Source organism: Pseudomonas sp. efr-133-TYG-23, assembly GCF_030209215.1.
GTDB classification, from domain to species: domain Bacteria; phylum Pseudomonadota; class Gammaproteobacteria; order Pseudomonadales; family Pseudomonadaceae; genus Aquipseudomonas; species Aquipseudomonas rhodesiae.
Genome location: NZ_JARVSL010000019.1, coordinates 1 through 23,799 on the forward strand (window position 1 = coordinate 1; position 23,799 = coordinate 23,799).

Consider the following 23,799-nt stretch of genomic DNA (forward strand, 5'->3'; position numbering starts at 1 on the left):
CCCTGTTACCGCCGTGAAAGGGCGGTGTCCTAGGCCACTAGACGAAGGGGACACACGTACAACATTCACTCCCTACCGCGTTTCGCTGTGTGCTTTACGCTGTAAGTGGCGCGCATTCTATGGATGGATTGAAAGGTCGTCAACCCCCAAGGATAAATTTATTTAAATCAATGACTTCGCCCCCGTTTTGCGGCCTGCGAGGGCACTTTGCCCGCTCACACCTTGACGCCTATATTCTGGCGCATGACAAGACGCTATAGTCCACCCCGACGAGTGATGGCAATATGAAGCCATCCATTCCAGCGCTCACCTATATAGATAGCAAGGGAGCCTGAGAAGAATGAACTACGCGGCATCTGGTCGATCAGACCTATCCGCCTGATGGTCCAGTCACTACACTCTCCTGTAAACCCTATAAAGAGGTCACACCGGTGACACCACTCATGATCACCCTGCTGGTAATAGCCGGGATCGCAATACTGATCGCCATTGGCTACATGAACCATGTGGTGGAAAACAACAAGCTGGAAAAACAGCGCACCGAGATCGAACTCAACGATCGCCTGCGCCGTTGCGGTGAAATCACCGAGACGTTTCCTGGCCAGCTCATGACCCCGGCACTCAAGTTGCTGATGACCCGCCTTGAACTGAACGTCAATCAGCGCCTGTTGAACCTCAATAAGACCAACGCCGCGCTCAAGGCCCGTATTACTGAGCTGAATGCGCTGGTTGGCCAGGGCGAATCGATACCGGTTAACAACCCGCCCGCACCGATCCAGACCGAAGCCAAGGCCAAGGATGTACGCTTCCTCCTCGAAGCCCTGCACGGCCAGGTTACCCGCGCCGCCCAGGATGGTTTCCTGCCGGCCAACGAAGCCAAGCACTGGATCAGGGAAATTCGCCACATCCTGGTGTTGCTGCACATCGAGTTTTTCAACAATCTCGGCCAGCATGCGCTGCAACAAGGCCAGCCGGGCCAGGCACGCCTGGCTTTCGAGCGTGGCGTGCAGTACCTGCGTAAGCAGCCGGAGCCGGTACTCTACAGCGCCCAGCTGCAAATGCTCGAATCCCAGCTGGCCCGCGCCAACTCCACCGTGCTGACCAACAGCAAGCCGGCCGAAGACGAGGTCAATGAATTGACCGAAGGCTTGAAAGTGGTGGACGCCGACGCCGAGTGGAAAAAGAAAGTCATTTACGACTGACCCCCTCCTCCGTCTCTGGCGAACCCCGGTTCGCCAGATGCCATCACTTTGCATCTATCCCCCCGCCTACGACTAGCGTAAAAAAGTGCCCCTCACTCCGTGAAGAAAGGGGCCTGCTATGCCTGTCGCCGTGATTGATGGACAACCGCTGCATTACATCGACCAGGGCTGCGGCCCGGCTGTCCTGCTGGGCTCGAGTTACCTGTGGGACCGCACTATGTGGGCGCCGCAGGTCGAGGCGCTGTCGCAAAAGTACCGCGTGATCGTGCCCGAGCTGTGGGGCCATGGCGAATCGGGCCAACTGCCCCCGCGCACCCAATCTCTTGAGGACCTGGCGCGCCAGTCCCTGGCCTTGCTGGACCAGTTGGATATCCCCAGCGTAAACCTGGTGGGGCTGTCGGTTGGCGGCATGTGGGGCGCGCGCCTGGCGTTGCTCGCGCCTGAGCGCGTTAACAGCCTGGTGCTGATGGACACGTACCTGGGCGCCGAGCCCGAGGCCACGCGTCAGTACTATTTCTCACTGTTCAAGATGATTGAAGAAGCCGGCGCCATCCCTGAGCCGCAGCTGGATGTGATCGCACCGATTTTCTTCCGCGCCGATATTGACCGCGAGTCGGGGTTGTACCAGAACTTTCGCCAATCCCTGCGAGACTTCCCCCGGGAACGCCTGCTGGACAGCATTGTGCCCCTGGGCCGGCTGATCTTCAGTCGCACGGATGTGATGGCGCAGCTGCCGCGCCTGGACCGCGACACCACCTTGGTAATGTGCGGCCAGCAGGACAAGCCGCGGCCACCGGCAGAATCGGCAGAAATGGCCGAGCTGATCGGTTGCAGCCTGATCCCGATTCCGGACGCGGGGCATATCTCTTCGCGGGAAAACCCGGACTTCGTCAATGAAGCCCTGCTGACGTTTCTGGCCAACCACGCTTAATTGCCCGCGCCTTTGGTCGCCGTCAGCGCGGCGATCAGAGGCGGAAGTGCCCCACCATACCCTTGAGTTCGGCGCCCAACTGCGCCAGCTCGATACTCGATGCGGCGTTCTCCTGCATGCTCAACGCCGACTGATCGGCGCTGGCTCGAATACTGGTGACACTGCGGTTGATCTCTTCGGCCACCGAGCTTTGCTCCTCGGCGGCGGCGGCAATCTGCTGATTCATCTGCTGGATCAGCGACACCGCTGACGCAATGCTGCCCAGAGCACTTTCGGTTTCCAGCGCATCGCTGACCGCCAGCTTCACCAGTTCACCACTCTGTTGAATCTGCTGCACCGACGTTTGTGCGGCGCTGCGCAAGGTGCCGACCAGCCGTTCGATCTCTTCGGTCGATTGTTGCGTACGCTTGGCCAGCGCTCGCACTTCATCGGCCACGACGGCAAAGCCGCGGCCCTGTTCGCCCGCCCGTGCGGCTTCAATGGCGGCGTTCAGCGCCAGCAGGTTGGTCTGCTCGGCAACACTTTTGATCACGCTCAACACCGTACCGATATGCTGGATTTCCGCACTCAGGCTTTCGATGCTGGCACTGGCGCCCGTGCTGGACGTGGCCAACAGCTCGATGCGCTGCAAACTCTGACGCACCACCTGCTGGCCGCTGTCGACTTTCTCGTCTGCTGTCTGTGCGGCCTGCGCCGCTTCTTCGGCGTTACGCGCCACATCGTGCACAGTGGCAGTCATCTGGTTCATGGCGGTGGCCACCTGCTCGGTCTCTTCCTTCTGGCTGCTCACCTCGACATTGGTCTGCTCGGTAACGCTGGACAGCGAATGCGCGGAGCTGGCCAATTGCTCGATACCGGCCTGCAACCCGCTGACCATATGGCTTAAACCGTTACCCATCTGCTGCATGGCCTGCATCAACTGGCCGATTTCATCGCGCCGATTGACCTCCATCCGACCGCTTAAATCACCATCGGCAATCCGTTGAGCCACGGAGATCACACTGCGCAGGGGCGCAACGATCAAGCGGGTAATCACCCAAGATGCAATCAAGCCCACCAGCAGGGCCAGTGCCGACGAGCCGATTATCAGCAACGCGCTTTTCTTCAATTGCGCCTGCATCGACTGATCTTCGGCGTTATAGGCCTGGTTGACCCGACTGACCACCTGCTGCGCTCGATCATGCAATTGTGTGTAAACCAGTTTTTCCTGAGCCAGCAGGTCCGTGTATTCGCCGAGTTTTTCGCCGAAGGCGGCAATATGTCCCGACACCTCGCCAAGTACGGTCTGGTAGCCCGCATCCTTGACTGAGGTTTTCAACTGCTCTACCTGCGCCAGGGCCTGTTCGGCCTGCTCGATCTTGCCTTGCTCGGTATTGTCTTCGTCTACCTTACGGCTCTGATTCAGACGCACATGGGCTTCGTTCATGGCTTGCAGCATCAAGCGCGACACCTGGCTAACCTGACCGGCCTGCTCGATAAATTCGGCGCCCTCCTTGCCCTGGCTTTCCTTGAGCCCATAGGCACCGTCGTCCGCCAGACCGGCCTGCAACACATCAAGGTTGTTGGCCACACTGGACACGGACCAACTGGCCATTTCCAGGGCCAGGTCCTTGGTCTGGGTCAGTTCGACAAACTCATCGAAAGCCTTGCGATAGGCGGCAAGGGCCTGCTCGACATCGGTCATGGCTGGCACATTGGCAGCGGATTGGGTCTTGAGGCTGGCTGCCTCAGCGGCCAGGGCATCGACGGCCTCATGCAGCGCGTCGACCGCCTTGGGGTCGGCGTGCAAAGCGTAGTCCTGTTCGATCAAGCGCACCTTGAGCAAACCGCTGTTGAGCGAGGACATGGCCTTGAGCCCTTCGAACCGTTGCCCGACGGTTTGCAGGGACCATACGCCGATGGCCGCCACTACCGCCGTCAACAGCAGCACCAAGGTGAAACCCAAGCCCAGTTTTTTCGCCATACCCAGGTTGGCGAAACGTCGTTGCACGGCCGAAATCATTGCACTTGATCCTCTTGCAATGGCAGATGCCATCAAGCCCGGTAGACAAGCAGCAGATTGGCAACGACAGGGGCCTCAACACAAGACACTGACGCCGGAATAATGGCAAAAAGCTACACGCCCGTCGTTTTCAGAATGGTCGAGGTCGATCTAGCGGGCCCCACGGCACGCATCAGCGCCAGAGCCCGTTGGTCTGAAGCATAGGCTACATTGATGCGCAGCCACTCACTGTATTCGCCGGTTGGGTTGAAAAGTGAGCCCGGCGAGAGCAAAACACCGAGCCGGCGGGCGAACGCCTGTACACGCGAGAAGGCATTCGCCCCCGGTCGCGCCCATAGGAACATGCCGCCGGCGGGCACGGTGAACACCTCCCACTCTTCGTCTTCCAGCACCTGTAACGTAGCGGCCATCTCGGTGCTCAGCCGCTTGCGCAAGCGCTGCACCCATTTGCGATAGGTGCCGTTGGCCAGCAGCGTGCTGACCACCGCCTCGGCAAACCGCGAGGTGCCGAAACCGGTGGAGGTCTTGAGGGTGGCCAGCCGAGCGATAAGACTTGCCTCCGCGCTGAGGTAGCCAACGCGCAAAGCACTGCTCAAGGTCTTGGAAAAACTGGCGACGTAAATCACCCGACCTTCATGGGGCAACGCCGCGAGCCGGGTGCAGGTGGCGTGCTGCAGGTCGCCGTAGACATCCTCCTCAATGATCAGGAAGTCATCGCGACGGGCCAGCTCCAGTAGCCGCTCGGCCACGACACGGCACAGGCTGGAGCCAGTCGGGTTGTGATACAGGCTGTGAGTGAACAAGCATTTTGGACGATGGCGCTGCAACAATGCTTCGAGCGCCGGGATGTCCGGCCCGCCCGGTGTGCGCGGCACTTCCAGCAGGCGCACGCCATGGAACGCCAGCTGCCGGTAAAGATTGCCGTATCCCGGGGTTTCCACCACCACGCAGTCACCGGCGCGCAGTAGCACACGGATCAGCAAATCCACGGCATGACTGGCGCCACCAGTGGTGAGAATGCAATCAAGACGAGTGTCGATATGGAGGTGCGTCAGGCGCTTGAGCAGTTGTTCACGCAACACGGGCAAGCCCAGTGGCGTGCTGTAATTGAACAGCCCGGCGGTGTCGGTACGGCTGACTTCGCGAATCGCGTAACTGATGTCATCGCTTTCATGCCAGGCCTCCGGCAGCCAGCCGCAGCCTAGCTTCAACTCGCCCAAGGGGCTATCGGCAAAATCGCCCCAGTCGCGCTCGGCGCCTTCATACCATTGACACTCATGGGCCACAGGCGGCTCGGCCACCATAAAGCCGGCGCCGTGCCTGTGGGCCAGCAATCCTTGGGCGACCATGCGCTCTAAAGCTTCGATCACGCTGGACTGACTAAGCAGGTTATCGAGGGCCAACCGCCGCACGGACGGCAAGCGAGTGCCGGGGCTCACCTCGTTCTTGCGAATCCATTGCGTCACTGCACTGACGATTTGCTGCACTACCGGTACAAGGGCTTGTCGATCGATCCCTAAATCCATGCGCCACTCACTTCAACTGTTTGTTTTCAACCCAACGAGTTAAGCACAGAAGCGCGTGATGACAGGTCGCCAAGATTTATTAAAGTATTGATTTTATTGAGTTATTTACCTTGTGATACATATTCGATCGCGGCGTTTGGCCAGCTCCGGAAACGCCCCACATCCGTCCCAGACCTTTTCGAATGGGGCGTCACACCGCGTCCTAAATCGCCGTTGCCCCCCCGTCCACCGCCAATGCCTGGCCGGTGGTGAACGCTGCGCCATCGCTGCACAGATACAGCACCGCGCTGGCGATTTCCTCGACCTTACCGATACGCCCCACCGGGTGCATGGCGGCGGCGAAATCGGCCTTGCGCGGGTCGGCTTCATAGGCGCGCCGGAACATATCGGTGTCGATCACCGCCGGGCATACGGCATTGACGCGGATTTTCTTTTTCGCATATTCGATGGCCGCCGACTTGGTGAGACCGATCACCGCATGCTTGGACGCGGCATATATGCTCATCTTCGGCGCCGCCCCCAGGCCCGCCACCGAAGCGGTGTTGACGATGGCACCGCCGCCCTGGGCCAGCAGCAGCGGCAACTGGTGCTTCATGCACAGCCACACGCCTTTGACATTGACGCCCATGATGGCATCGAACTCGTCCAGGCTGCCGTCGGCAAGTTTGCCCTTTTCGATCTCGATACCGGCGTTATTGAAGGCGTAGTCCAGACGCCCATACGCCGCCAGGGTCTGCGCCATCAATTGCTGCACCTCGGCTTCCTGAGTCACGTCGCAGCGCACGAACAACGCCTCGCCACCGGCCTGACGGATCAGCGTCACCGTCCCTTCGCCGCCGGCCACATCCAGGTCGGCCACCACCACTTTCAAACCTTCAGCGGCGAACGCCAGGGCAGTAGCGCGGCCGATACCCGCAGCGGCGCCGGTGACCAGGGCGACCTGGCCGGAAAACGTCATGCTCATGGAGGGATGTCCTATGGAGGAAATATACGTGGCGGGAGTCTAGCCAAGGTCATGATGCGCACGTCAGCACTATCAAAAGGCCGGTTGGCGCTGCATGAGCGGCAGTGATAAGGCGACTGGGCCTACCATCAGCGCGGCCTATCGACGAGCATTCGCACCTCTCGCCGACCTTGCTCCCAGGCCCGCCAGGGTCTATCACTGAGCATTCATTTCTAACGAGTCCCTGCCATGACCGCCCAGACCAATCGCCAATTCCTGCTCGCCAAACGCCCGGTCGGCGCCGCTACGCGGGATACTTTCACGTACCAGGAAGTCCCAGTGGGCACCCCCAAGGACGGTGAAGTACTGGTGCGTAACGAATACCTGTCCCTCGACCCGGCCATGCGCGGCTGGATGAATGAGGGCAAGTCCTACATCCCACCGGTCGGCATCGGCGAAGTAATGCGCGCGCTGGGCGTGGGCAAAGTGATTGCGTCGAACAACCCCAAGTTTGCCGTCGGCGATTACGTGAACGGCGCCCTGGGGGTGCAGGATTATTTCCTCGGCGAGCCGCGGGGTTTCTATAAGGTCGACCCAACGTTGGCGCCATTGCCGCGCTATCTGTCCGCCCTGGGCATGACCGGCATGACCGCCTACTTCGCCTTGCTGGAGACTGGCGCGCCAAAGGCCGGTGAGACGGTGGTAATCTCCGGTGCCGCCGGCGCCGTGGGCAGCATTGCCGGTCAGATCGCCAAACTCAAAGGCTGTCGCGTGGTGGGCATTGCCGGCGGTGCCGACAAATGTGCATTCCTAGTGGATGAGCTGGGCTTCGATGCGGCCATCGATTACAAGAACGAAGACGTACCCGCCGCCCTCAAGCGCGAATGCCCCAAAGGTGTGGATGTGTATTTCGATAACGTTGGCGGCGATATTCTCGATGCGGTGCTCAGCCGCCTGGCCCTCAAGGCTCGGGTCGTGATTTGCGGCGCAATCAGCCAGTACAACAACAAGGAAGCGGTCAAAGGCCCGGCCAATTACCTGTCACTGTTGGTCAATCGCGCACGGATGGAAGGCTTCGTGGTCATGGATCATGCCGCGAACTTCGCCGCCGCCGGGCAGGAAATGGCCGGTTGGATGGCGCAAGGCAAGCTCAAGAGCAAGGAAGATATTGTCGAGGGGCTGGAGACGTTCCCGGAAACCCTGATGAAACTGTTCAACGGCGAGAACTTTGGCAAGTTGGTGTTGAAGGTCTAAGCTCACTGGCCAAAAAAAACGCCTGCATCCCGTCGGTTCAGGGTGCAGGCGTTCTCGTCAGTGGCTCGCGCTCGACGTGATCAGGCGATCTCGGCAACCACTGCCGCCAGCGCCTTGGCCGGATCCGCCGCTTGGCTGATCGGACGGCCGATCACCAGGTAGTCGGAGCCGGCGTCCAGTGCCTGGCGCGGGGTCAGGATGCGGCGCTGGTCGTCCTGAGCACTGCCCGCCGGGCGAATGCCGGGGGTAACCAGTTGCAGCGACGGGTGCGCGGCCTTCAGCGCCTGGGCTTCCAGCGCCGAGCACACCAGACCGTCGAGGCCGGCTTTCTGCGCCAGGGCCGCCAGGCGCAGTACCTGCTCCTGAGGCTCGATATCCAGGCCGATCGCGGCCAGGTCTTCGCGCTCCATGCTGGTCAGCACGGTCACACCGATCAACAGCGGCTTGGGGCCGCTGCGCTGTTCCAGTACTTCGCGGCAAGCGCTCATCATGCGCAGGCCGCCGGAGCAATGCACGTTGACCATCCACACGCCCATTTCCGCAGCCGCCTTGACGGCCATGGCGGTGGTGTTGGGGATATCGTGGAATTTCAGGTCGAGGAACACCTCGAAGCCTTTGTCACGCAGGGTGCCGACGATGTCCGCGGCGCAGCTGGTGAACAGTTCCTTGCCGACCTTGACCCGGCAGAGCCTTGGGTCCAACTGGTCAGCCAGCTTCAGTGCGGCGTCACGGGTGGGGTAATCCAGGGCGACGATGATAGGAGTCTGGCAGGCGGACATTGGAATGGGCTCTCAGGCAAGTCGAAATCGGCGCGGATTGTAGCGCAAGCGACGCCGTTGCGGGATGCGATGATCGGTAAATACTGACCAAGCGCGCGCAGGCGGGCATTTCGCGCATATATTTCAAAGCCGATACATTCACGACACGCCCCCAACACGCCCCGCCGCTAGCCTCGCTCGCACGACCCACCGACCAGCACTACCAGCCATGGGGCTGGGCGCCTATGCTGACCGCAATCACCTGGCAGATGACCGCACTATGCAAACTCCTTGCGCCCCTGTGAACGACGAGCAAAAAGGCCCGGCCAGCGCCGACGACAAGCGCTGGACGACCCGCGCACTGGTGGTCGACGACGATGTGCCGATCCGCGAACTGCTGATCGACTACCTGGCCCGCTTCAGTATTCTGGCCACCGGCGTCAACGATGGCGCCGAGATGCGCCAGGCCATGCACGCCGAGACTTTCGACGTGGTGGTGCTTGATCTGATGTTGCCGGGCGAGGATGGCCTGTCGCTGTGCCGCTGGCTGCGGGCCGAGTCGGATATTCCGATCCTGATGCTCACCGCGCGCTGCGAACCCACCGACCGCATCATCGGCCTGGAACTGGGGGCCGATGACTACATGTCCAAACCCTTCGAGCCCCGCGAGCTGGTGGCGCGCATCCAGACCATCCTGCGCCGCGTGCGCGACGATCGCAGCGAGCAGCGCGCCAATATCCGCTTCGACACCTGGCGCCTGAACAGCGTGCTGCGCCAGCTGGTGGCCGACAACGGCCTGGTAGTGCCGCTGTCCAATGCCGAGTTTCGCCTGCTCTGGGTATTTATCGAACGCCCACGCCGGGTACTGAGCCGCGAGCAATTGCTGGATGCCGCGCGCGGGCGTTCCATCGAAGCGTTCGATCGCAGCATCGACCTGCTGGTCTCGCGCCTGCGGCAAAAACTCGGGGATGACCCCAAGGCACCGCAGTTGATCAAGACCGTGCGCGGCGAAGGCTACCTGTTCGACGCACGGGACATCGGCTGATGCGCGGCACCTTCAACACGCTGTTTGGGCGGCTGTTCGGCGTGTTGCTGGTGGCCATTGTGCTGGCCCATGGGCTGGCGTTTTTCTGGTTTCACCACTACGGCCCGCCCCCGCCGCCGCCCGAGGAGACCTTTATCGAGCAGTCGGACGGCACGATGAAACCCTTGCCCAAGCATCAACGACCCTGGTTCGGCGGCCCGGTGGTGCCCCTGACGTTTCAATTTATCTCGCTGATCATTGCCGCCTGGTATGGCGCCAAACTGCTCAGCCGGCCGATACAACGCCTGAGCGAAGCCGCCGAACGCTTGAGCCTGGACCTCGACAGCCCGCCGCTCAACGAGTCCGGCCCGCTGGAAGCGCAACAGGCCGCATCGACCTTCAACCTGATGCAACGGCGCATTCGCGAGCAGGTCAGCCAACGCGCACGCATGCTCGGCGCGGTGTCCCACGACCTGCGCACGCCGTTGTCGCGCCTCAAGTTGCGCCTGGAGCAGATCGAAGACACCCGCCTCCAGGGCCAGATGCGCCAGGACCTGGACGACATGATCGGCATGCTGGACGCGACGTTGAGTTACCTGCACGAACAACGCACCAGCGAAACCCGACACTGGCTGGACGTGCAGGCGCTGGTGGAATCCCTGAGCGAAAACGCTCAGGACCAAGGCTGCGACGTGCAGTTTGCCGGCACCTGCGCACCGCTGCAGGTGCAACCCATGGCCTTGCGTTCGTGCCTGAACAATCTGATCGACAACGCCCTGCGGTACGCCGGCACGGCGCGTATCGAACTGGCCGACAGCCGTGAAGCGCTGATGATCCGGGTAATCGACCACGGCCCCGGGATTGCGGCGGACAAGCGCGAGGCGGTGTTCGAGCCGTTTTTTCGACTGGAGGGCTCACGCAACCGCAACTCCGGCGGCGTCGGCCTGGGCATGACGATTGCCAAGGAAGCCGTGGAACGCCTCGGCGGCCGCCTGTGCCTGGAGGAAACCCCAGGCGGCGGCTTGACCGCGGTGATGCGCTTGCCCAGGGCTTAAAGAGCCTGGTCGTCCCGACGGCCCTGGGCGTGAGTTGCGCTCCAATCCATCAACAGGCTGTAGGCCACTGCGAGCAAGGTCGGGCCGATAAACAAGCCGATAAAGCCAAAGGCAATCAAGCCGCCGAACACCCCTAGCAGCACGATCACCAGCGGCAGGTTGCCGCCACGGCTGATCAGGTAGGGTTTGAGCACGTTGTCCACGCCACTGATGATGAAGGTGCCCCACACGCCAAGGAATATCGCGTAGGTGTAATCGCCCTTCCAGGCCAGCCACGCCGTGGCCGGGATCCACACCAGCGGCGGGCCCATGGGAATCAGGCTGAGCATAAAGGTGACGATGCCCAGCACCAGCGCCCCTGGCACACCGGCAATAATGAACCCCACCAACGCCAACACGGCCTGGGCCGCAGCCGTGCCGATCACGCCGTTGACCACCCGTTGCACGGTTCCGGCCACCAGTTCGATGTAGTAACCGGCGCGGTCGCCGATCAAGCGTTCCAGCAAACGATGGACGAACATCGCCAAACGCGGCCCGTCGCGGTAGAAAAAGAACACGAAGACCAGGCTCAGGGTGAGTTCCAGAATGCCCCCGCCGATCTGCGCGCTACGCGCCAGCAGCCAGTTGCCCACCTGCCCCAGGTACGGTTTGAGGCTGACCATCAACGCAGCGCCCTGCTGATCGATGCTGTCCCACATCGCCGCCAATCGCTCGCCTACTAATGGGATCGCGCCCAGCCACGTCGGCGCCTCGGGCAGGCCATCGACCTGAATATCCTTGATCAACGCCACGGCATCACGCACATGGTCGGCCAGGTTAAACCCCAGCCATACCAGCGGCACCGCCACCAACAGCATCCAACCCAAGGTCAGGATCGCGGCGGCCAGGGACTCGCGCCCACCCAGCCAGCGCGTGAGCAACACCATCAGCGGCCAACTGGCAAATGCCAGCACCGCGCCCCAGAACAGCGCCGACCAGAACGGCGCCAACACCCAGAAACTGGCACCGAACAGCACCAGCAGCAGGATTTGCACCAGCAGGCGATCGTTATTGAGCATGGGGAATCTCTGAAAAAAGGAGGCTTTAGGAAGAAAGATTAGGCGAACGGCGCGGGCCCGTTCGCCAGGTGGCGATCAGCGTATCAGATGCAGGTGCAGACCTTGGGTTTCACCGTTGCCGCTCTCCATACGCGCCGCGCGCACGCCCTGCTCGATCAGCGCCTGACGCCAGGCTTCGGCGCTCGGGCCGCTGAGGCTGACGCGCAGGGTGGTATCCAGGTTCAGGCCACGGGAAATGAGGGTCAGCCACGTGGCGTCCGGTTCACCGTTCAATGCGGGGAAGTCCAGCTCGCCGGTGCTTTTGAGCTCACGCAACAGTGTGGCCGAGGTGGGCAACAGGTCGCCCAGCGGCGCCGCGGCGTCCAATTGCTCGACGTGCAAGTAGGCGCGACGATTACCGCGGGTGATGCCGTACAGGGCGACCAGCGAATTGGCCTGGGGCTCGGCCAGGCGCACTAGCAGGTATTCCTGCTGACTATCGGCGCCCACCAGCTTGGCGTTGCCGAAAATCTCGTTGGCCCACAGACTGCTTTCACCGCAGTCCCGAGCCTTGCACCAGAACAGCAGTTGCGCGCCCTGGGCCTGCAACGCCTCGCGCGTGGCGGTGAACGCCGCACTGGAGCTGTGGTCGGCGGGCAGTTCATAGGTAATGGCGGTGGTCTGGCCCCGCGCGAGGGCCTGGCCTTCGTAACGCAGTTGGCCGCTGATCTTGCGGATCGCGCCCAGGGGGTAGATGCGTTCTTTTTCTTCGGCGGGGCGATAATCGACAATCTGCGCGTCGACCTGACGGGCCACGGCGGGCAGGTCCTGGCTGCCCGGCACGTCGGCGGCGAACACCAACGGGCTGAATACGCATAACCCCAGAGCACGAATAGATCGGTTGCGCACGCTCATCGGATTGGTGAGCCCTGACCGAGGGTAAGCGTCGCGGTATTAAGATCGGTGTTGAATATGTGCATGGTTGACTCCCGTTCAATCCGCCCAGCCTCGGCAGTTGACCGCGCCAAGTCAAGGCGCGGAGAAGAACCGATTGAAACAGTCTGCAACAAGGACCGCGCCAGGCTCATCATTCAGGTGTAAATGATGGCCACCAGGCAGCGTGGTTACCGTAAAGGGTAGCTGGGAAAGCAATTCGGGATGTTTCGATAGCATGCCGTCGGCAGCGACCACCAATTGCGTAGGGCAGTCAACTCGCCGTATGAAGGCCATCGCCTGCTCATCGGTCAGGCGCATTGGCGAAGCCAGGGTCAAGCGACTGTCCGTGCGCCAGGTGTAACCGCCAGGCACCGGCATCAAACCGCGCTGGGCCAGCAGTTCAGCGGCCTCGCGGCTGACGGCCACCAAGCCTTTCATGCGCGCCTCGACCGCGCGCTCCAGCGTGCCGTACACCGGTTTACGTTTGCCCTGCAGGTTCAGTTGCGCCTGCAATGCCATGCCCAGCCGCTCGGCCGCATTATCGCCCGGCGCAGTGGGTGGGATCACACCGTCAATCAACCCCAGATGGGTCACACGCTCGGGTAAGGCCCCGGCCAGCACCATGGACACAATGGCGCCGAGGGAATGCCCCAGTAATGCAAAACGTTTCCACCCCAGTTGCTCGGCCACTTGCAGCACGTCGAACACGTAATCCCACAAGGCATAGCCGGCGCCCACCGGGCGGTGCGCCGAGTGCCCGTGGCCGGCCATGTCCAGGGCCACAATGCGCAGCCCGGTCAACTTCGGCGCCAGGCGCGCGAAGCTGTTGGCATTGTCCAGCCAGCCATGCAAGGCGATCACTGGCAAACCGTCCTCGGGCCCAAACAAATGGGCGGCCAACTCGATATGGGGCAAGCTCAGGCGCACTTCTTCAACTGATGTGCTCATGCGCAGCTGCGCTCACGGGCGTCCCAACGGGCGAACAGGTTCTTGATCAAGGTCGCGGTGTCCTGCGGGCGTTCGAGGGGGAACATATGGCCGCCAGGCATGGTGAGCATTTCGCCCATGGGCAAACGCCCGACGCCGCTGGCGTGGTGACGCATTACCACGCGGCTCTGCCGACCGCGCACCACCGCCAGCGGCACCTTCATCTGGCGCACTTGGCCGGGGCTGGTGTGGGGCACGCCGCGGTAGATACTGATTTCGGTAGCCGGGTCGAAGCGCAGCCGCAGACGATCGCCCACCGTTTGCAGGCCATGTTGCAGGTAGGCGTCGAAGCAATCCGGATCGAAGCCACGAAACAGGGTCTTGCCGGCGAAGTAGCTGCGCGCGGCATCCAGGTCGGCGAACTCCTCGCGCCGGCCGAGGGTGCGCCCGGCCGGGGTCAGCCGGTCGATAAACCCAAAACGCTTGGCGGCACGGATCACCCAGCGGTCGGCGCGGGTCAGTACCGGGGAATCGAGCATCACCACGCCGCGATACAGCTGCGGGCATCGCAGGGCGGCGTGCAAGTGCAAAACGCCGCCCAGGGAATGGCCCACGCCCCACACCGGTTGCGGCTGCTGCTCCAGATGATGGATCAGTTCATCCACCAGGTTCTGCCAGTTATCATCCACCGGAAACCGTGGGTCGTGACCGTGCTGCGGCAGGTGGGCCACCGTATATTCCGGGGCCAGGGCCGCAAAGAGCTTGCCGTAGGTGGCCGATGGGAACCCATTGGCGTGGGCGAAAAACACGTGCTGCGACATACCGGATCCATCTGCAATAACCGAACTCGATTGTCAGCATGCCCGGCAGGCACGGCAATGACTGTAACTGCCAGGAATGATGACACTCACGCCATGCCTATCGGGCCGGCGGGTTCTCGCCCAACGGCACCACGGCCATGGTCAGGCGCGAGATGCAGGTGGGCTTGCCTTCTTCGTTGCTCAGGCGGATATCCCATACCTGCGTGCTGCGGCCGATATGCACGGCCCTGGCCACCGCCGTTACCCGCCCGCTACGCACACCGCGCAGGTGGTTGGCGTTTACTTCAAGGCCCACGCAGTAGTACTTGCTGGTGTCCACGCACAGGTACGCGGCCATCGAGCCGATACTCTCGGCCAGCACCACCGACGCGCCGCCATGCAGCAGGCCAAACGGCTGGTGCGTGCGCGCATCGACCACCATGCTAGCGGTCAGGGACTCGTCGTCGAAGCTTTCGAAGCGGATATCCAGCAATTCACCGATGGTGTTTTTCTGGCTGGCATTGAGGTGTTCGATATTCGGTTGGGTGCGCCACAGGCTCATGCAGGTGTCCTTTGGTGTTTTTATGATGACCCTAATCCTGCCACACAATCGCTTCGGTGCGCTCGCTCCAAGCGTGCAAATGTGCGCCGTAAGTCGCTTCGATCACGTTGCGCTTGATTTTGAGGGTGGGCGTGAGAAAGCCGTTTTACACGCCCCATACGCCGTTGACCACCACCAATCGGCTCAAGCGCTCATGTTTATCCAGCGTGGCGTTGGTCTGTTGCAACCAACGCTCAAGGCTGCCTTGCAAGGCCGCGCGCGCTTCGCTCGGGGCCGCTTGCGACAACACGCACAGGCCCATCGGCGCCGCCAGGCCATCGCCGACCACGCACACCTGTTCGATCCGTGCATGCTCGGCCAGGCGGTTTTCGATGGGCGCTGGCGCGACGTATTTGCCCTTACTGGTCTTGAAGATTTCCTTGAGCCGTCCGGTCAGGCGCAGGCGCCCCTCGGCATCCTGCTCGCCTTTGTCACCGGTACGCAGGAAGCCGTCGGCGGTGAGGGTTTCGCGGGTTTTATCCGGGTCTTTGAAGTAACCGAGCATGGTGGCCTCGCTGCGCACTTGCACTTCACCGTCGGGGTCGATGCGCACCTCGACGTCGGGGCATGGGGCGCCGATCCAGCCGATGGTCTGCTGGCCGGGGCGGCATACGTGGGAATAGCCGCAACTTTCGGTCATCCCGTACACCTCCAGCACATCCAGCCCGAGGCGCCGATACCAGTGCAGCAGAGCTTCGGGCACTGGCGCCGCGCCGGACAGCGCAACGCGCAGCGCGTCCAGCCCCAGGCCGGCAAGTACTTTGCGGCCTATACGCGGCCCGATAAACGGCAGGCGCAATAGCCTATCCAGGCGGCGCGGCGGCACCTTGGCGTAGACACCCAGTTGGAATTTGCTCCAGATCCGCGGTACGCCGAACAAAGCGGTGGGCCGCGCCCGGCGCAGGTCGGTTAGAAATGTGTCGAGGCTCTCGGCGAAAAATACCGTTTGCCCGGTGTAGATCGCCGCCAATTCCACGAACATCCGCTCTGCCACATGGCACAGCGGCAGGTACGACAGCAACCGATCGCCCTCCCCCAGGCCGAACAGTTGCGTGCCACGGGTGGCGGCAAACCCCAAGGCGCCGAAGCTGTGCATCACGCCTTTAGGCAGGCCGGTGGTGCCGGAGGTGTAGATGATGGTTGCAAGCGCCGTGGCATCGGGCGTCGGATCGTCCTCAATCGGTGCGCAGGCTTGTAGATCGGCCCAACTGAAATCGAACACGCCAGGCGGGCACAACGGCAGGCTGATGGTCGGCACGCCGTGGGGCACGCCAGGCGCCATGGCGGGCCAGTCGTCGAGTTTGCCGACCAGCACCAGCGCCGCCTCGGAATGGGTCAGCACATGGGCGACGGAATCAGCGGTGAGATTGGGGTACAGCGGCACCGAAACGTGCCCGGCCATCCAGATCGCGAGATCGGCGATGATCCAATGGGCGCAGTTTTTCGAAATCAGGGCAATGTGCGAGCCGGGGGGCAACGCCCGCTCACGCAGCCATTGGGCGGCGCGGCGGGCCTGCTGGCCCGCGTCCGCCCAGGTAAGGCGCTGCACCTCGCCGCCGCCCAAGGGCTGCACCAGAAACGTCTTGTGGGGGTGACGGGTTTCTCGCTCGAAGAACACCGGTAGCGGCAAACGAACAGCGACAGGCATGGAACGCGCTCCTTTGTGGTTCGACTATAACCAACCAAGCACTTGCTCGGCTGACTATAGAGCACCCACAAAGAAGATCCATCCCCTAAGGATTTTTTACGCTCACCAGGCTCATCAGCCCCGCCAACGCAAATTCGCCCTCCAGCTGCGCCAGGCTGGCGGTGTACATTGGCTGCGGCTGGCGCGAATGGCCGTGTTGCAGAAAGCTGATGAGATTGCCCACCAACGGTTGATGGCTGACCAGCAGTACATTGTCCTCAGCCTCCAGATGCGCCAGCACTTGCTCTGGGCTGCCCTCGGGCGTCAGCCACGGCACCGTGCGAATGTCCGGCACAAAACCCAACGCCTCGCGCACCAGTCGGGCGGTCTGCTGTGCCCGCACGTAGGGGCTGGCGATGATCGCGCCAAGGGGCTGACCGATCAGGTGCGCGGCGCTGCGCAATACTTCAGCGCGGCCACGCTCGGTGAGGTTGCGTTCGGCGTCGGTGCGCGCATGAGCCTCGGCCTCGCCGTGGCGCAGAATCCACAGCTTCACAGTTTCGGCTCTTCGTCGCGGACCGGGTGCGGTGCCGGTGGCACGCTGTGAGCCGCTTCGCCTTCGGGTACGCGCGGTGCCGGCCAATCAGCGAACGGCCAAGGCTTTTGCTCGGTATGGAAACTGCCGAAACGACCGATCTGCGCCAGGAACTGGCTGAGGCTGTCGCCGACATTCATCAAGCCGAGGTTCGGCGCGCCGTAGATCAGGCGATAAATCAGTTGCACCACCACCAGCACACCGAGGAGGAACTGCGCCACTTGCCAGACCAGGGCAAACACCAGCATCCACAGGATGCGCAGGCCGATGGCTTCATACTTGGGGGCTGCTTTCGGATCGTTCATGGTGCGTTCCTCAGTTGAAACCACTGGTGGAAATAAAGTCGACGTCGGTTTTGGGCTCGGCCCGCATCAGCAGTTCGATGACCTGATTCAAGGTGCGCCCTTCGAACAGGATCGCGTGCAACCCGGCGACCAGCGGCATATACACACCCGCCTCCTGGGCCTTGGCCTTGAGCACTTTGAGCGTGTTGACCCCTTCGGCCACTTCGCCCAGGCGCGTGACGGCCTCATCCAGGCTCAAACCCTGGCCGAGGGCGAACCCCACTTGGTAGTTGCGGCTTTTGGGCGACGAACAGGTGACGATCAAATCGCCCACGCCGGCCAGCCCGAGGAAGGTCATAGGATTGGCCCCCTGATTCACCGCGAAGCGGGTCATCTCCGCCAGGGCGCGGGTGATCAGCATGCTCTTGGTGTTTTCGCCCATGCCCAGCGCCACCGCCATGCCGGCGATGATCGCGTAGACGTTTTTCAACGCGCCGCCCAGCTCCACGCCAAAACGGTCGCTGCTGGCGTAGACCCGGAACGTGCGGCCATGCAACACCGCCTGGACGCGCTCGCACAACGCCTCGTCGTCACTGGCCACCACGGTGGCGGTCAAGGCGTGCTCGGCCACTTCCCGCGCCAGGTTCGGCCCAGATAGCACGCCGATGCGGGCCTGGGGCGCGATTTCTTCGAGGATTTGGCTCATCAGCTTGAAAGTCTGCGCCTCGATGCCCTTGGTCAGGCTGACCAGCATCTTGCCCGCCAGGCGTTCGGCATGGGGCGATAGCACCGCGCGCAAGGCGCTGGAGGGCAGCGCGACGAAACACAGCTCGCAGTCTGTAAGAGTGGCCAGCAGATCGGTGACCGGCTCGACTGCCGGGTGGATCTTGATGCCTTTAAGGTAGCGCGGGTTTTCCCGGTGTACACGGATGGCCTCGGCCTGCTCGGGATCACGCATCCACTGGCGCACCGGGTGGCCGTTCTCCGCCAGCAGGTTAGCCACGGCGGTACCGAAACTTCCGCCTCCCAGGACCGCAATAGGGCGCTGTTCAGTCATATGCAATCCGTTAATCCATACCAGTGGCGATGGCGGCATTATACGGAGCGACCCGCTTGCGGCCAGCCCCCGTGTCAATTCGCGCGTTTGTCGGAAAATGCCATAGCGGCATGACGTAATTACGGGCGCGGCGAATGGCAAATGGCCGCGCCTCAGTTAACATGGGCGGCTATCCGTCATTATCAAGGCCGCACCGTGTATTTGGGCCCTCCTCCGCGCTCCTCTCTCTTGCTGATGCTGTTGTGCAGCAACGCCGTGCTGGCCGACGATCTGTTCCTCGACAGCCAGCCGCTGCCGCAGGTATTGACCGCCACGCGCCTCAAGCAATCGGCCGCCGCCGTACCCGGCAGCATGACGGTGATCGACAGCGAGTTGATCAAGGCCAGCGGCGCGCGGGACATCAGCGAACTGCTGCGTCTGGTACCGGGCATGATGGTCGGCTACACCACCGGCAATCAGGCGGCGGTCAACTACCACGGCACCAGCGCCAGCGACGCGCGGCGCATGCAGGTGTTGATCGACGGCCGTTCGGTGTATCGCGCGGGTCTGGCCACCGTGGACTGGAGCGACATCCCGGTGGCCATGGAGGATATCGAGCGCATCGAGGTGTTCCGCGGCCCCAACACCGTCAGCTATGGCGCCAATGCACTGATGGCGGTGGTCAATATCCTCACGCGCTCCCCGGCCAACAGCCACGGTTCGCGGGTCAAGGTGATTCGCGGCGAGCGCGGCATCAACGACTTCTATGCCAGCCAGGGCGTAGGTTGGGAGACCGGCGATCTGCGCCTGTCTTTGTCCGGGCAACAGGACGACGGCTTCGACAGCGACGCCGCCGGCGCCGACCGCCGTGACGGCCGACGCCTCAACCGCTTCAGCCTGGCGGTCAGCCAGACGCTGAATGCGCAGCAAAGCATCGACTGGCAATTGGATGCCAAGGAAGGCACCAATCAGCGTCCATATACCTACAGCCCGGTGTTCGCCGGCATTACCGAAGGCGGTAATAATTCTGACGTTACCGCCAAGGACTACGCCGCTTCCCTGCGCTGGAATGTCGACTTCAACCCCGAACACAGCCTGTACATCCAGGGGTCGGCCCAGCAATGGGATCGTCGGCAAATCTGGAAAGCCTGCGACGCCAAGGTCTCGTTCAGCCCGGAGCTGACCCAGCTGTGGCAATTGAACCCCAACTACGCGGAAAAACTGGCCCGGCATATGGACGTCTACAGCCAGGGCAGCGCACCACCGGGCAGCGCCGCCGAACAAGCGCTGGCCAATCAGGTGTTGGATCAATGGCGCAACGGCGCCAACCAGAGCGTCTGCGGCGATATCGACCAAAGCACCCGCGAAAGCCGCTACGACCTGGAGCTGCAGGACACCCTGAGTCTGTCCGACAGCCTGCGCCTGGTCAGCGGCATGAACTACCGCTACGACCGCGCCGACTCCGACACCTACTTCAACGGCACCCTGGACGACACCACCTGGCGCCTGTTCGGCCAGTTGGAATGGCGCGCCAGCGAACATTGGCTGCTGCAGGGCGGCGCCATGTATGAAGACACGCACCTGAGCGGCAATTCACTGACACCGCGGGTGGCGGTCAACTATCTGATCAACCCGCGCCATGGCCTGCGCGCCGTGTACTCCGAGGCGATCCGCTCGCCGGACATGTTCGAGAACAACGTCAACTGGAGCTACCGCGTCACCAACCTGAGTTCCCCGGCGTTTGGCCAGACCTCCGCGCAATACTTCGTCAAGACCCGGGGGCCGGGTAACCTCGACAAAGAGCGGATGCGCTCGCGGGAACTGGGCTATAACGGCTTCTTCGCCGACATCGGGTTGAACATGGACGTAAAACTGTTCTATGACGAAATCACCGACATGATCAGTTCGCCATTGCGCAATAACCAATACATCGCCAGCAACGCCAACAGCTCGCGCTTTACCGGCGCCGAATCTCAGTTCGACTGGCGCGTGAGTAACGCCGACCGCCTGCGGCTGACGTATGCGTATGTCGATGCCAGCGCCAGCAACCGGTTGGACAAAGCACAAACCGCGCGTAACAGTGGCTCGGCCGGCTGGCTGCGTGAATGGGGACATGGCTGGTCCAGCGCGCTGTTCTACTACGGCGACGATGCGCTCAACCAATACCGCTTCGAACGGGTCGACCTGCGGGTGGCCAAGCGCATCGCGTTGGGCAAAGCCAATGTGGAGCTGGCCGGCATGTTGCAACAACGCCTCGACGACCAGCCGACCACCTGGGCTGATAACACCTACGACCAGCGCCATGTGCTGTATTTCAGCGCAGAGTTAGAGTTCTAGCATGACCGGCCCGTCACGGATGACTTCCCTTTCTATCCATAAGCTCTGGCGCCATTGTGCGCTGCTGGCGTGCCTGCTGCTGGCGTCGCCGACGTGGGCGGCCGAGATCCTGCTGACCGCCGCCGAAGACAGTGACGGTGTGCATGCTTTCACCCAGGCCCTGGCCCAGCAACGTCCCGAAGACCACGTAACGTTCACCCCGCTCAAAGACTTACCCGCCCCCGGGCGCGTGCCTGCCAGCACGCGCCTGATCCTGCTGGACTTGGCCAGCCTCGATTGGCGCCTGCAAGACAACATGGGCCCACCGACACTGGTGCTGCGTATCAGCCGGTTGCAGGCTCACCGACGTCCTGGCGCCGCCCAGCATCCGCGCGTGAGCCTGCTGTGGAGCGATCCGCCTCTGGAACGGCAATTGCGCCTGATCGCCAGTATCCTGCCGCGAGCCCGCCGCATCGGTGTGCTTTACGGTACCGAGAGTGAGTTCCTGCTGCCGGAACTGCGCCAGCATGCGGAGCCCCTGGACATGACCATCGTGCCCCAGCGCTGGGACACCATCAGTGACAGTCGCCCGCTGCAAAACCTGTTCAGGAATAGCGACGTACTGCTCGGCCTGGATGACCCGCAGCTGTACAACCCGAAAACCGCGAAAAACCTGTTACTGAGCAGTTATGCCCAACAATTGCCATTGGTGGGCCCAAATGCAGGATTCGTGCGCGCCGGCAGCTTGGCCAGTACCTACAGCGACCAGGCCGATTGGCTGGCGGTGCTGGACCGCCTGCTCGACCACGCCCCGGCGAACTGGCCGCGCTCGCTGTATCCGGACCACTTCAAAGTCGTGGGCAACCCGCAAGTGGCGCGCTCACTGGGCATCGAACAGTTCGACGAAGCCAACGTCGCCGCCCGCCTGGCCGAAGGAGAAAAACGCCCATGAGCCTGCGCCGTCGTTGGGGCATCAACACCCGCACCCAGCTCATTACCCTGGGGCCGGCGTTGTTACTGACGTTGCTGTTGATCAGCTTCTTTACCTTCGTGCGTATCCAGGACTTGCGCCAGGAGCTGGATCACACCGGCCAATTGATCGCCAACCAACTGGCCCCGGCCACCGAATACGGGGTGATTTCCGGCAACAACGATGTGCTCGAAAGCCTGCTGCGCGCCACCCTGGCAACGCCCCATGTGCGTTTTCTGGAAATCCAGGACAGCGCCGAAAACATCTTGGTATATGTCGAACAGCCCTCGGAAAAACATGACCGCTCGCTGTCGGTAAAAGTGTTCCAGGCGCCGATCCGTCTGCAGCACATTCAGCTGGGCAATGACTTTTTCCAGGACAACCTCACCGAGCCGAAGGCCCCGCGCGCGGATTATCTGGGCCGGGTCATTGTCGGCATGTCCAACGATGCGTTCAGCCAACGCCAGCAGGAAATCCTGTTCAAGGCCGGGATTCTCGCGCTGTTCACGCTGCTGTTTACCTTCTTGCTCGCCCGACGCCTGGCCGCCAGCCTGTCCCAGCCGATCAGCGCGATGGGCAACGCTGTAAAGGCCATCCAGCAAGGCCAGTACAAGACGGCGCTGCCGATTGTGGACGACTCGGAACTGGGTGACCTGTCGCGGCATATCAACAACCTGGCCGAAGGTCTCAACCAGGCCAGCCGCGAACAGCAGCAGGCCATGGCCCAGTTGATCCAGACCCGCGAAGAGGCCGAGCGCGCCAACAATGCCAAGTCGGATTTCCTGGCGATGATGAGCCACGAATTGCGCACGCCGATGAACGGTGTACTGGGCATGCTGCAATTGCTGGAAACCACCGAGATGACTGAGGAGCAGACCGAATACGCGGCGCTGGCCTCCGAATCCACCGAGCATCTGCTCAAGGTGATCAACGATATTCTCGATTTTTCGCGCATCGAGCGCGCAGCTCTGGAACTTGAACATATTCCGTTCAACCTCGCCGACCTGATCAACAGTTGCGCCCAGGCCTTCCAACATAGCGCCCAGCAACGAGGGCTAGCGCTGCGCTTGCCGATCCCGCCGGGTATGGACGCACTGCGGGTGCGGGGCGACCCTACGCGTATCCGCCAGATTCTAGTGAACCTGATCGGCAATGCGCTGAAGTTCACCGAACACGGCAGCGTCAGTGTCGAGCCGCACTGGCAGACCCTCGACCATGAACTGGTGTGGTTCACCTGCACGGTGCGCGACAGCGGCATCGGGATTTCCGCCGAACGCCTGGAATTGATGTTCGACGCGTTCCAGCAAGCCGACAGTTCCATTTCAAGACGTTACGGCGGCACCGGCCTCGGCCTGCCCATCGCCCGCACACTGGCCGAACGCATGGGCGGCACCCTGCGCGCCCAGAGCGAAGAAGGTCGCGGCTCGGTGTTTACCCTGGAAATCCCTCTGGCGATTGATCAGCAGAGCCTGCCGTCCATCGCCCCGGATGCCGAACGTAAAAATAGCGCTGGCGAAGGGCGCCATGTGCTGTTGGTGGAGGACAACCCGGTCAACCGCACGGTGGTCGAGGCCATGCTGCGCAGTCTGGGGTTTGAGGTGAGCCTGGCCACCGACGGCGCCGAGGCGATACGCAGCGCCGAGAGCCTGATTTTCACCGCGATCCTGATGGACTGCCGACTGCCGCTGATCGACGGCTACGAAGCCACCCGACAGATTCGCCAGTTACCCGGCTGCGCCGATTTGCCGATCATTGCGCTCACCGCCAATGCCTTGCAGGGCGACCGTGAAGCCTGTCTGGCGGCCGGAATGAACGATTACCTGGCCAAGCCGTTCAAACGTACGGATTTGCAGCATGTCCTGCAGCGTTGGGTGCAGTAATACGGCCTTATCAGCCAACTGCGACTGGCGTGAAAGACGAAAGTGCGGCAGTCTTAGGCACCCAAACGGGCCCTTGAACGGGCCCGGTTTAAAAT

Annotated in this window: 20 protein-coding genes and 2 pseudogenes; 8 read left to right on the forward strand and 14 right to left on the reverse strand. The window is 62.2% G+C overall.

Annotation, left to right across the window (positions count from 1 at the left end; genetic code table 11):
- Window positions 1–431: 431 nt before the first annotated feature.
- Complete coding sequence (locus QRN41_RS12710) at window positions 432–1,202, forward strand: hypothetical protein (protein WP_080761411.1); 771 nt, start codon at window positions 432–434, stop codon at window positions 1,200–1,202.
- A gap of 118 nt (window positions 1,203–1,320) precedes the next feature.
- Complete coding sequence (locus tag QRN41_RS12715; protein WP_285421629.1) at window positions 1,321–2,133, forward strand: alpha/beta fold hydrolase; 813 nt, start codon at window positions 1,321–1,323, stop codon at window positions 2,131–2,133.
- A 34-nt stretch (window positions 2,134–2,167) separates the two neighbouring features.
- On the opposite strand, the gene QRN41_RS26330 is transcribed toward QRN41_RS12715, so the two are convergent.
- The 4 genes and pseudogenes from QRN41_RS26330 to QRN41_RS12730 all read right to left on the reverse strand — a co-directional run bounded on the left by QRN41_RS26330 (window position 2,168) and on the right by QRN41_RS12730 (window position 6,625).
- The gene (locus QRN41_RS26330) at window positions 2,168–3,085 is read right to left on the reverse strand and encodes a methyl-accepting chemotaxis protein (RefSeq protein ID WP_373873647.1); all 918 of its coding nucleotides are present in this window, start codon (window positions 3,083–3,085) and stop codon (window positions 2,168–2,170) included.
- Window positions 3,077–4,168 (reverse strand): annotated as a pseudogene (locus QRN41_RS26335) (HAMP domain-containing protein); the annotation flags it as partial. The gene QRN41_RS26330 and the pseudogene QRN41_RS26335, both read right to left, overlap by 9 nt.
- A gap of 80 nt (window positions 4,169–4,248) precedes the next feature.
- Window positions 4,249–5,661 (reverse strand): aminotransferase-like domain-containing protein, encoded by a 1,413-nt coding sequence (locus tag QRN41_RS12725; protein ID WP_167417559.1) that lies wholly within the window; start codon window positions 5,659–5,661, stop codon window positions 4,249–4,251.
- Window positions 5,662–5,863: 202 nt separating this feature from the next.
- Window positions 5,864–6,625 carry an SDR family oxidoreductase gene (locus QRN41_RS12730; RefSeq protein ID WP_034096693.1) on the reverse strand — a complete coding sequence of 254 codons (762 nt, stop codon included), beginning with the start codon at window positions 6,623–6,625 and terminating at the stop codon, window positions 5,864–5,866.
- A gap of 228 nt (window positions 6,626–6,853) precedes the next feature.
- On the opposite strand from QRN41_RS12730, the gene QRN41_RS12735 reads away from it, so the two are divergent.
- Window positions 6,854–7,858: an NADP-dependent oxidoreductase gene (locus QRN41_RS12735; protein ID WP_034096692.1), complete on the forward strand. Its 1,005-nt coding sequence runs from the start codon at window positions 6,854–6,856 to the stop codon at window positions 7,856–7,858.
- 80 nt (window positions 7,859–7,938) lie between these two features.
- On the opposite strand, the gene pyrF is transcribed toward QRN41_RS12735, so the two are convergent.
- Entirely contained in the window at window positions 7,939–8,637 is a 699-nt protein-coding gene (gene pyrF, locus QRN41_RS12740) for an orotidine-5'-phosphate decarboxylase (RefSeq protein WP_034137581.1), read from the reverse strand.
- A gap of 259 nt (window positions 8,638–8,896) precedes the next feature.
- On the opposite strand from pyrF, the gene QRN41_RS12745 reads away from it, so the two are divergent.
- Both QRN41_RS12745 and QRN41_RS12750 read left to right on the forward strand, forming a co-directional pair.
- Complete coding sequence (locus QRN41_RS12745) at window positions 8,897–9,661, forward strand: response regulator (RefSeq protein WP_034137658.1); 765 nt, start codon at window positions 8,897–8,899, stop codon at window positions 9,659–9,661.
- Window positions 9,661–10,695: a sensor histidine kinase gene (locus QRN41_RS12750; protein WP_285421630.1), complete on the forward strand. Its 1,035-nt coding sequence runs from the start codon at window positions 9,661–9,663 to the stop codon at window positions 10,693–10,695. Before QRN41_RS12745 ends, QRN41_RS12750 begins: the two co-directional genes overlap by 1 nt.
- Here QRN41_RS12750 and QRN41_RS12755 read toward each other — a convergent pair.
- The 9 genes and pseudogenes from QRN41_RS12755 to QRN41_RS12795 all read right to left on the reverse strand — a co-directional run bounded on the left by QRN41_RS12755 (window position 10,692) and on the right by QRN41_RS12795 (window position 18,559).
- Window positions 10,692–11,753 carry an AI-2E family transporter gene (locus QRN41_RS12755; protein ID WP_034096689.1) on the reverse strand — a complete coding sequence of 354 codons (1,062 nt, stop codon included), beginning with the start codon at window positions 11,751–11,753 and terminating at the stop codon, window positions 10,692–10,694. The genes QRN41_RS12750 and QRN41_RS12755 overlap by 4 nt on opposite strands.
- Window positions 11,754–11,828: 75 nt before the next feature.
- The gene (locus QRN41_RS12760) at window positions 11,829–12,647 is read right to left on the reverse strand and encodes a DUF4892 domain-containing protein (protein ID WP_285421631.1); all 819 of its coding nucleotides are present in this window, start codon (window positions 12,645–12,647) and stop codon (window positions 11,829–11,831) included.
- Between the two features lie 114 nt (window positions 12,648–12,761).
- Entirely contained in the window at window positions 12,762–13,616 is an 855-nt protein-coding gene (locus QRN41_RS12765) for an alpha/beta hydrolase (RefSeq protein ID WP_285421632.1), read from the reverse strand.
- Window positions 13,613–14,416 (reverse strand): alpha/beta fold hydrolase, encoded by an 804-nt coding sequence (locus tag QRN41_RS12770; protein WP_034096686.1) that lies wholly within the window; start codon window positions 14,414–14,416, stop codon window positions 13,613–13,615. The genes QRN41_RS12765 and QRN41_RS12770 overlap by 4 nt, the downstream gene beginning before the upstream one ends.
- A gap of 97 nt (window positions 14,417–14,513) precedes the next feature.
- Window positions 14,514–14,957: a hotdog fold thioesterase gene (locus QRN41_RS12775; RefSeq protein ID WP_034112721.1), complete on the reverse strand. Its 444-nt coding sequence runs from the start codon at window positions 14,955–14,957 to the stop codon at window positions 14,514–14,516.
- A 31-nt stretch (window positions 14,958–14,988) separates the two neighbouring features.
- A pseudogene (locus QRN41_RS12780) lies at window positions 14,989–16,644 on the reverse strand (AMP-binding protein).
- Between the two features lie 85 nt (window positions 16,645–16,729).
- Entirely contained in the window at window positions 16,730–17,179 is a 450-nt protein-coding gene (sixA, locus tag QRN41_RS12785; protein ID WP_034096683.1) for a phosphohistidine phosphatase SixA, read from the reverse strand.
- Complete coding sequence (locus QRN41_RS12790) at window positions 17,176–17,523, reverse strand: DUF4389 domain-containing protein (protein WP_034096682.1); 348 nt, start codon at window positions 17,521–17,523, stop codon at window positions 17,176–17,178. Before QRN41_RS12790 ends, sixA begins: the two co-directional genes overlap by 4 nt.
- 10 nt (window positions 17,524–17,533) lie before the next feature.
- Window positions 17,534–18,559 (reverse strand): NAD(P)H-dependent glycerol-3-phosphate dehydrogenase, encoded by a 1,026-nt coding sequence (locus QRN41_RS12795; RefSeq protein WP_034137574.1) that lies wholly within the window; start codon window positions 18,557–18,559, stop codon window positions 17,534–17,536.
- A gap of 195 nt (window positions 18,560–18,754) precedes the next feature.
- On the opposite strand from QRN41_RS12795, the gene QRN41_RS12800 reads away from it, so the two are divergent.
- Genes QRN41_RS12800 through QRN41_RS12810 form a run of 3 tightly spaced genes read left to right on the forward strand, consistent with a single transcriptional unit; the run spans window position 18,755 to window position 23,704 of the window.
- Entirely contained in the window at window positions 18,755–20,875 is a 2,121-nt protein-coding gene (locus tag QRN41_RS12800; protein WP_342356320.1) for a TonB-dependent receptor plug domain-containing protein, read from the forward strand.
- 1 nt (window position 20,876) lies between these two features.
- A complete protein-coding gene (locus QRN41_RS12805) occupies window positions 20,877–21,806 on the forward strand; it encodes an ABC transporter substrate-binding protein (protein WP_285421633.1) in 930 nt (309 codons plus the stop codon).
- Complete coding sequence (locus tag QRN41_RS12810) at window positions 21,803–23,704, forward strand: ATP-binding protein (RefSeq protein ID WP_099313125.1); 1,902 nt, start codon at window positions 21,803–21,805, stop codon at window positions 23,702–23,704. The genes QRN41_RS12805 and QRN41_RS12810 overlap by 4 nt, the downstream gene beginning before the upstream one ends.
- Window positions 23,705–23,799 lie beyond the last annotated feature (95 nt).

Excerpts from the sequence above, each read along its gene's own strand:
- QRN41_RS12775 (WP_034112721.1), bottom strand. The coding sequence starts at position 14,957 with ATGAGCCTGTGGCGCACCCAACCGAATATCGAACACCTCAATGCCAGC.
- QRN41_RS12760 (WP_285421631.1), bottom strand. The coding sequence starts at position 12,647 with ATGAGCGTGCGCAACCGATCTATTCGTGCTCTGGGGTTATGCGTATTC.
- QRN41_RS12725 (WP_167417559.1), bottom strand. The coding sequence starts at position 5,661 with ATGGATTTAGGGATCGATCGACAAGCCCTTGTACCGGTAGTGCAGCAA.
- QRN41_RS12715 (WP_285421629.1), top strand. The coding sequence starts at position 1,321 with ATGCCTGTCGCCGTGATTGATGGACAACCGCTGCATTACATCGACCAG.
- QRN41_RS12795 (WP_034137574.1), bottom strand. The coding sequence starts at position 18,559 with ATGACTGAACAGCGCCCTATTGCGGTCCTGGGAGGCGGAAGTTTCGGT.
- QRN41_RS12805 (WP_285421633.1), top strand. The coding sequence starts at position 20,877 with ATGACCGGCCCGTCACGGATGACTTCCCTTTCTATCCATAAGCTCTGG.
- QRN41_RS12750 (WP_285421630.1), top strand. The coding sequence starts at position 9,661 with ATGCGCGGCACCTTCAACACGCTGTTTGGGCGGCTGTTCGGCGTGTTG.
- QRN41_RS12790 (WP_034096682.1), bottom strand. The coding sequence starts at position 17,523 with ATGAACGATCCGAAAGCAGCCCCCAAGTATGAAGCCATCGGCCTGCGC.
- QRN41_RS12765 (WP_285421632.1), bottom strand. The coding sequence starts at position 13,616 with ATGAGCACATCAGTTGAAGAAGTGCGCCTGAGCTTGCCCCATATCGAG.
- QRN41_RS12810 (WP_099313125.1), top strand. The coding sequence starts at position 21,803 with ATGAGCCTGCGCCGTCGTTGGGGCATCAACACCCGCACCCAGCTCATT.
- QRN41_RS12770 (WP_034096686.1), bottom strand. The coding sequence starts at position 14,416 with ATGTCGCAGCACGTGTTTTTCGCCCACGCCAATGGGTTCCCATCGGCC.
- pyrF (WP_034137581.1), bottom strand. The coding sequence starts at position 8,637 with ATGTCCGCCTGCCAGACTCCTATCATCGTCGCCCTGGATTACCCCACC.
- QRN41_RS12735 (WP_034096692.1), top strand. The coding sequence starts at position 6,854 with ATGACCGCCCAGACCAATCGCCAATTCCTGCTCGCCAAACGCCCGGTC.
- QRN41_RS12755 (WP_034096689.1), bottom strand. The coding sequence starts at position 11,753 with ATGCTCAATAACGATCGCCTGCTGGTGCAAATCCTGCTGCTGGTGCTG.
- QRN41_RS12745 (WP_034137658.1), top strand. The coding sequence starts at position 8,897 with ATGCAAACTCCTTGCGCCCCTGTGAACGACGAGCAAAAAGGCCCGGCC.
- QRN41_RS26330 (WP_373873647.1), bottom strand. The coding sequence starts at position 3,085 with ATGGAGGTCAATCGGCGCGATGAAATCGGCCAGTTGATGCAGGCCATG.
- QRN41_RS12730 (WP_034096693.1), bottom strand. The coding sequence starts at position 6,625 with ATGAGCATGACGTTTTCCGGCCAGGTCGCCCTGGTCACCGGCGCCGCT.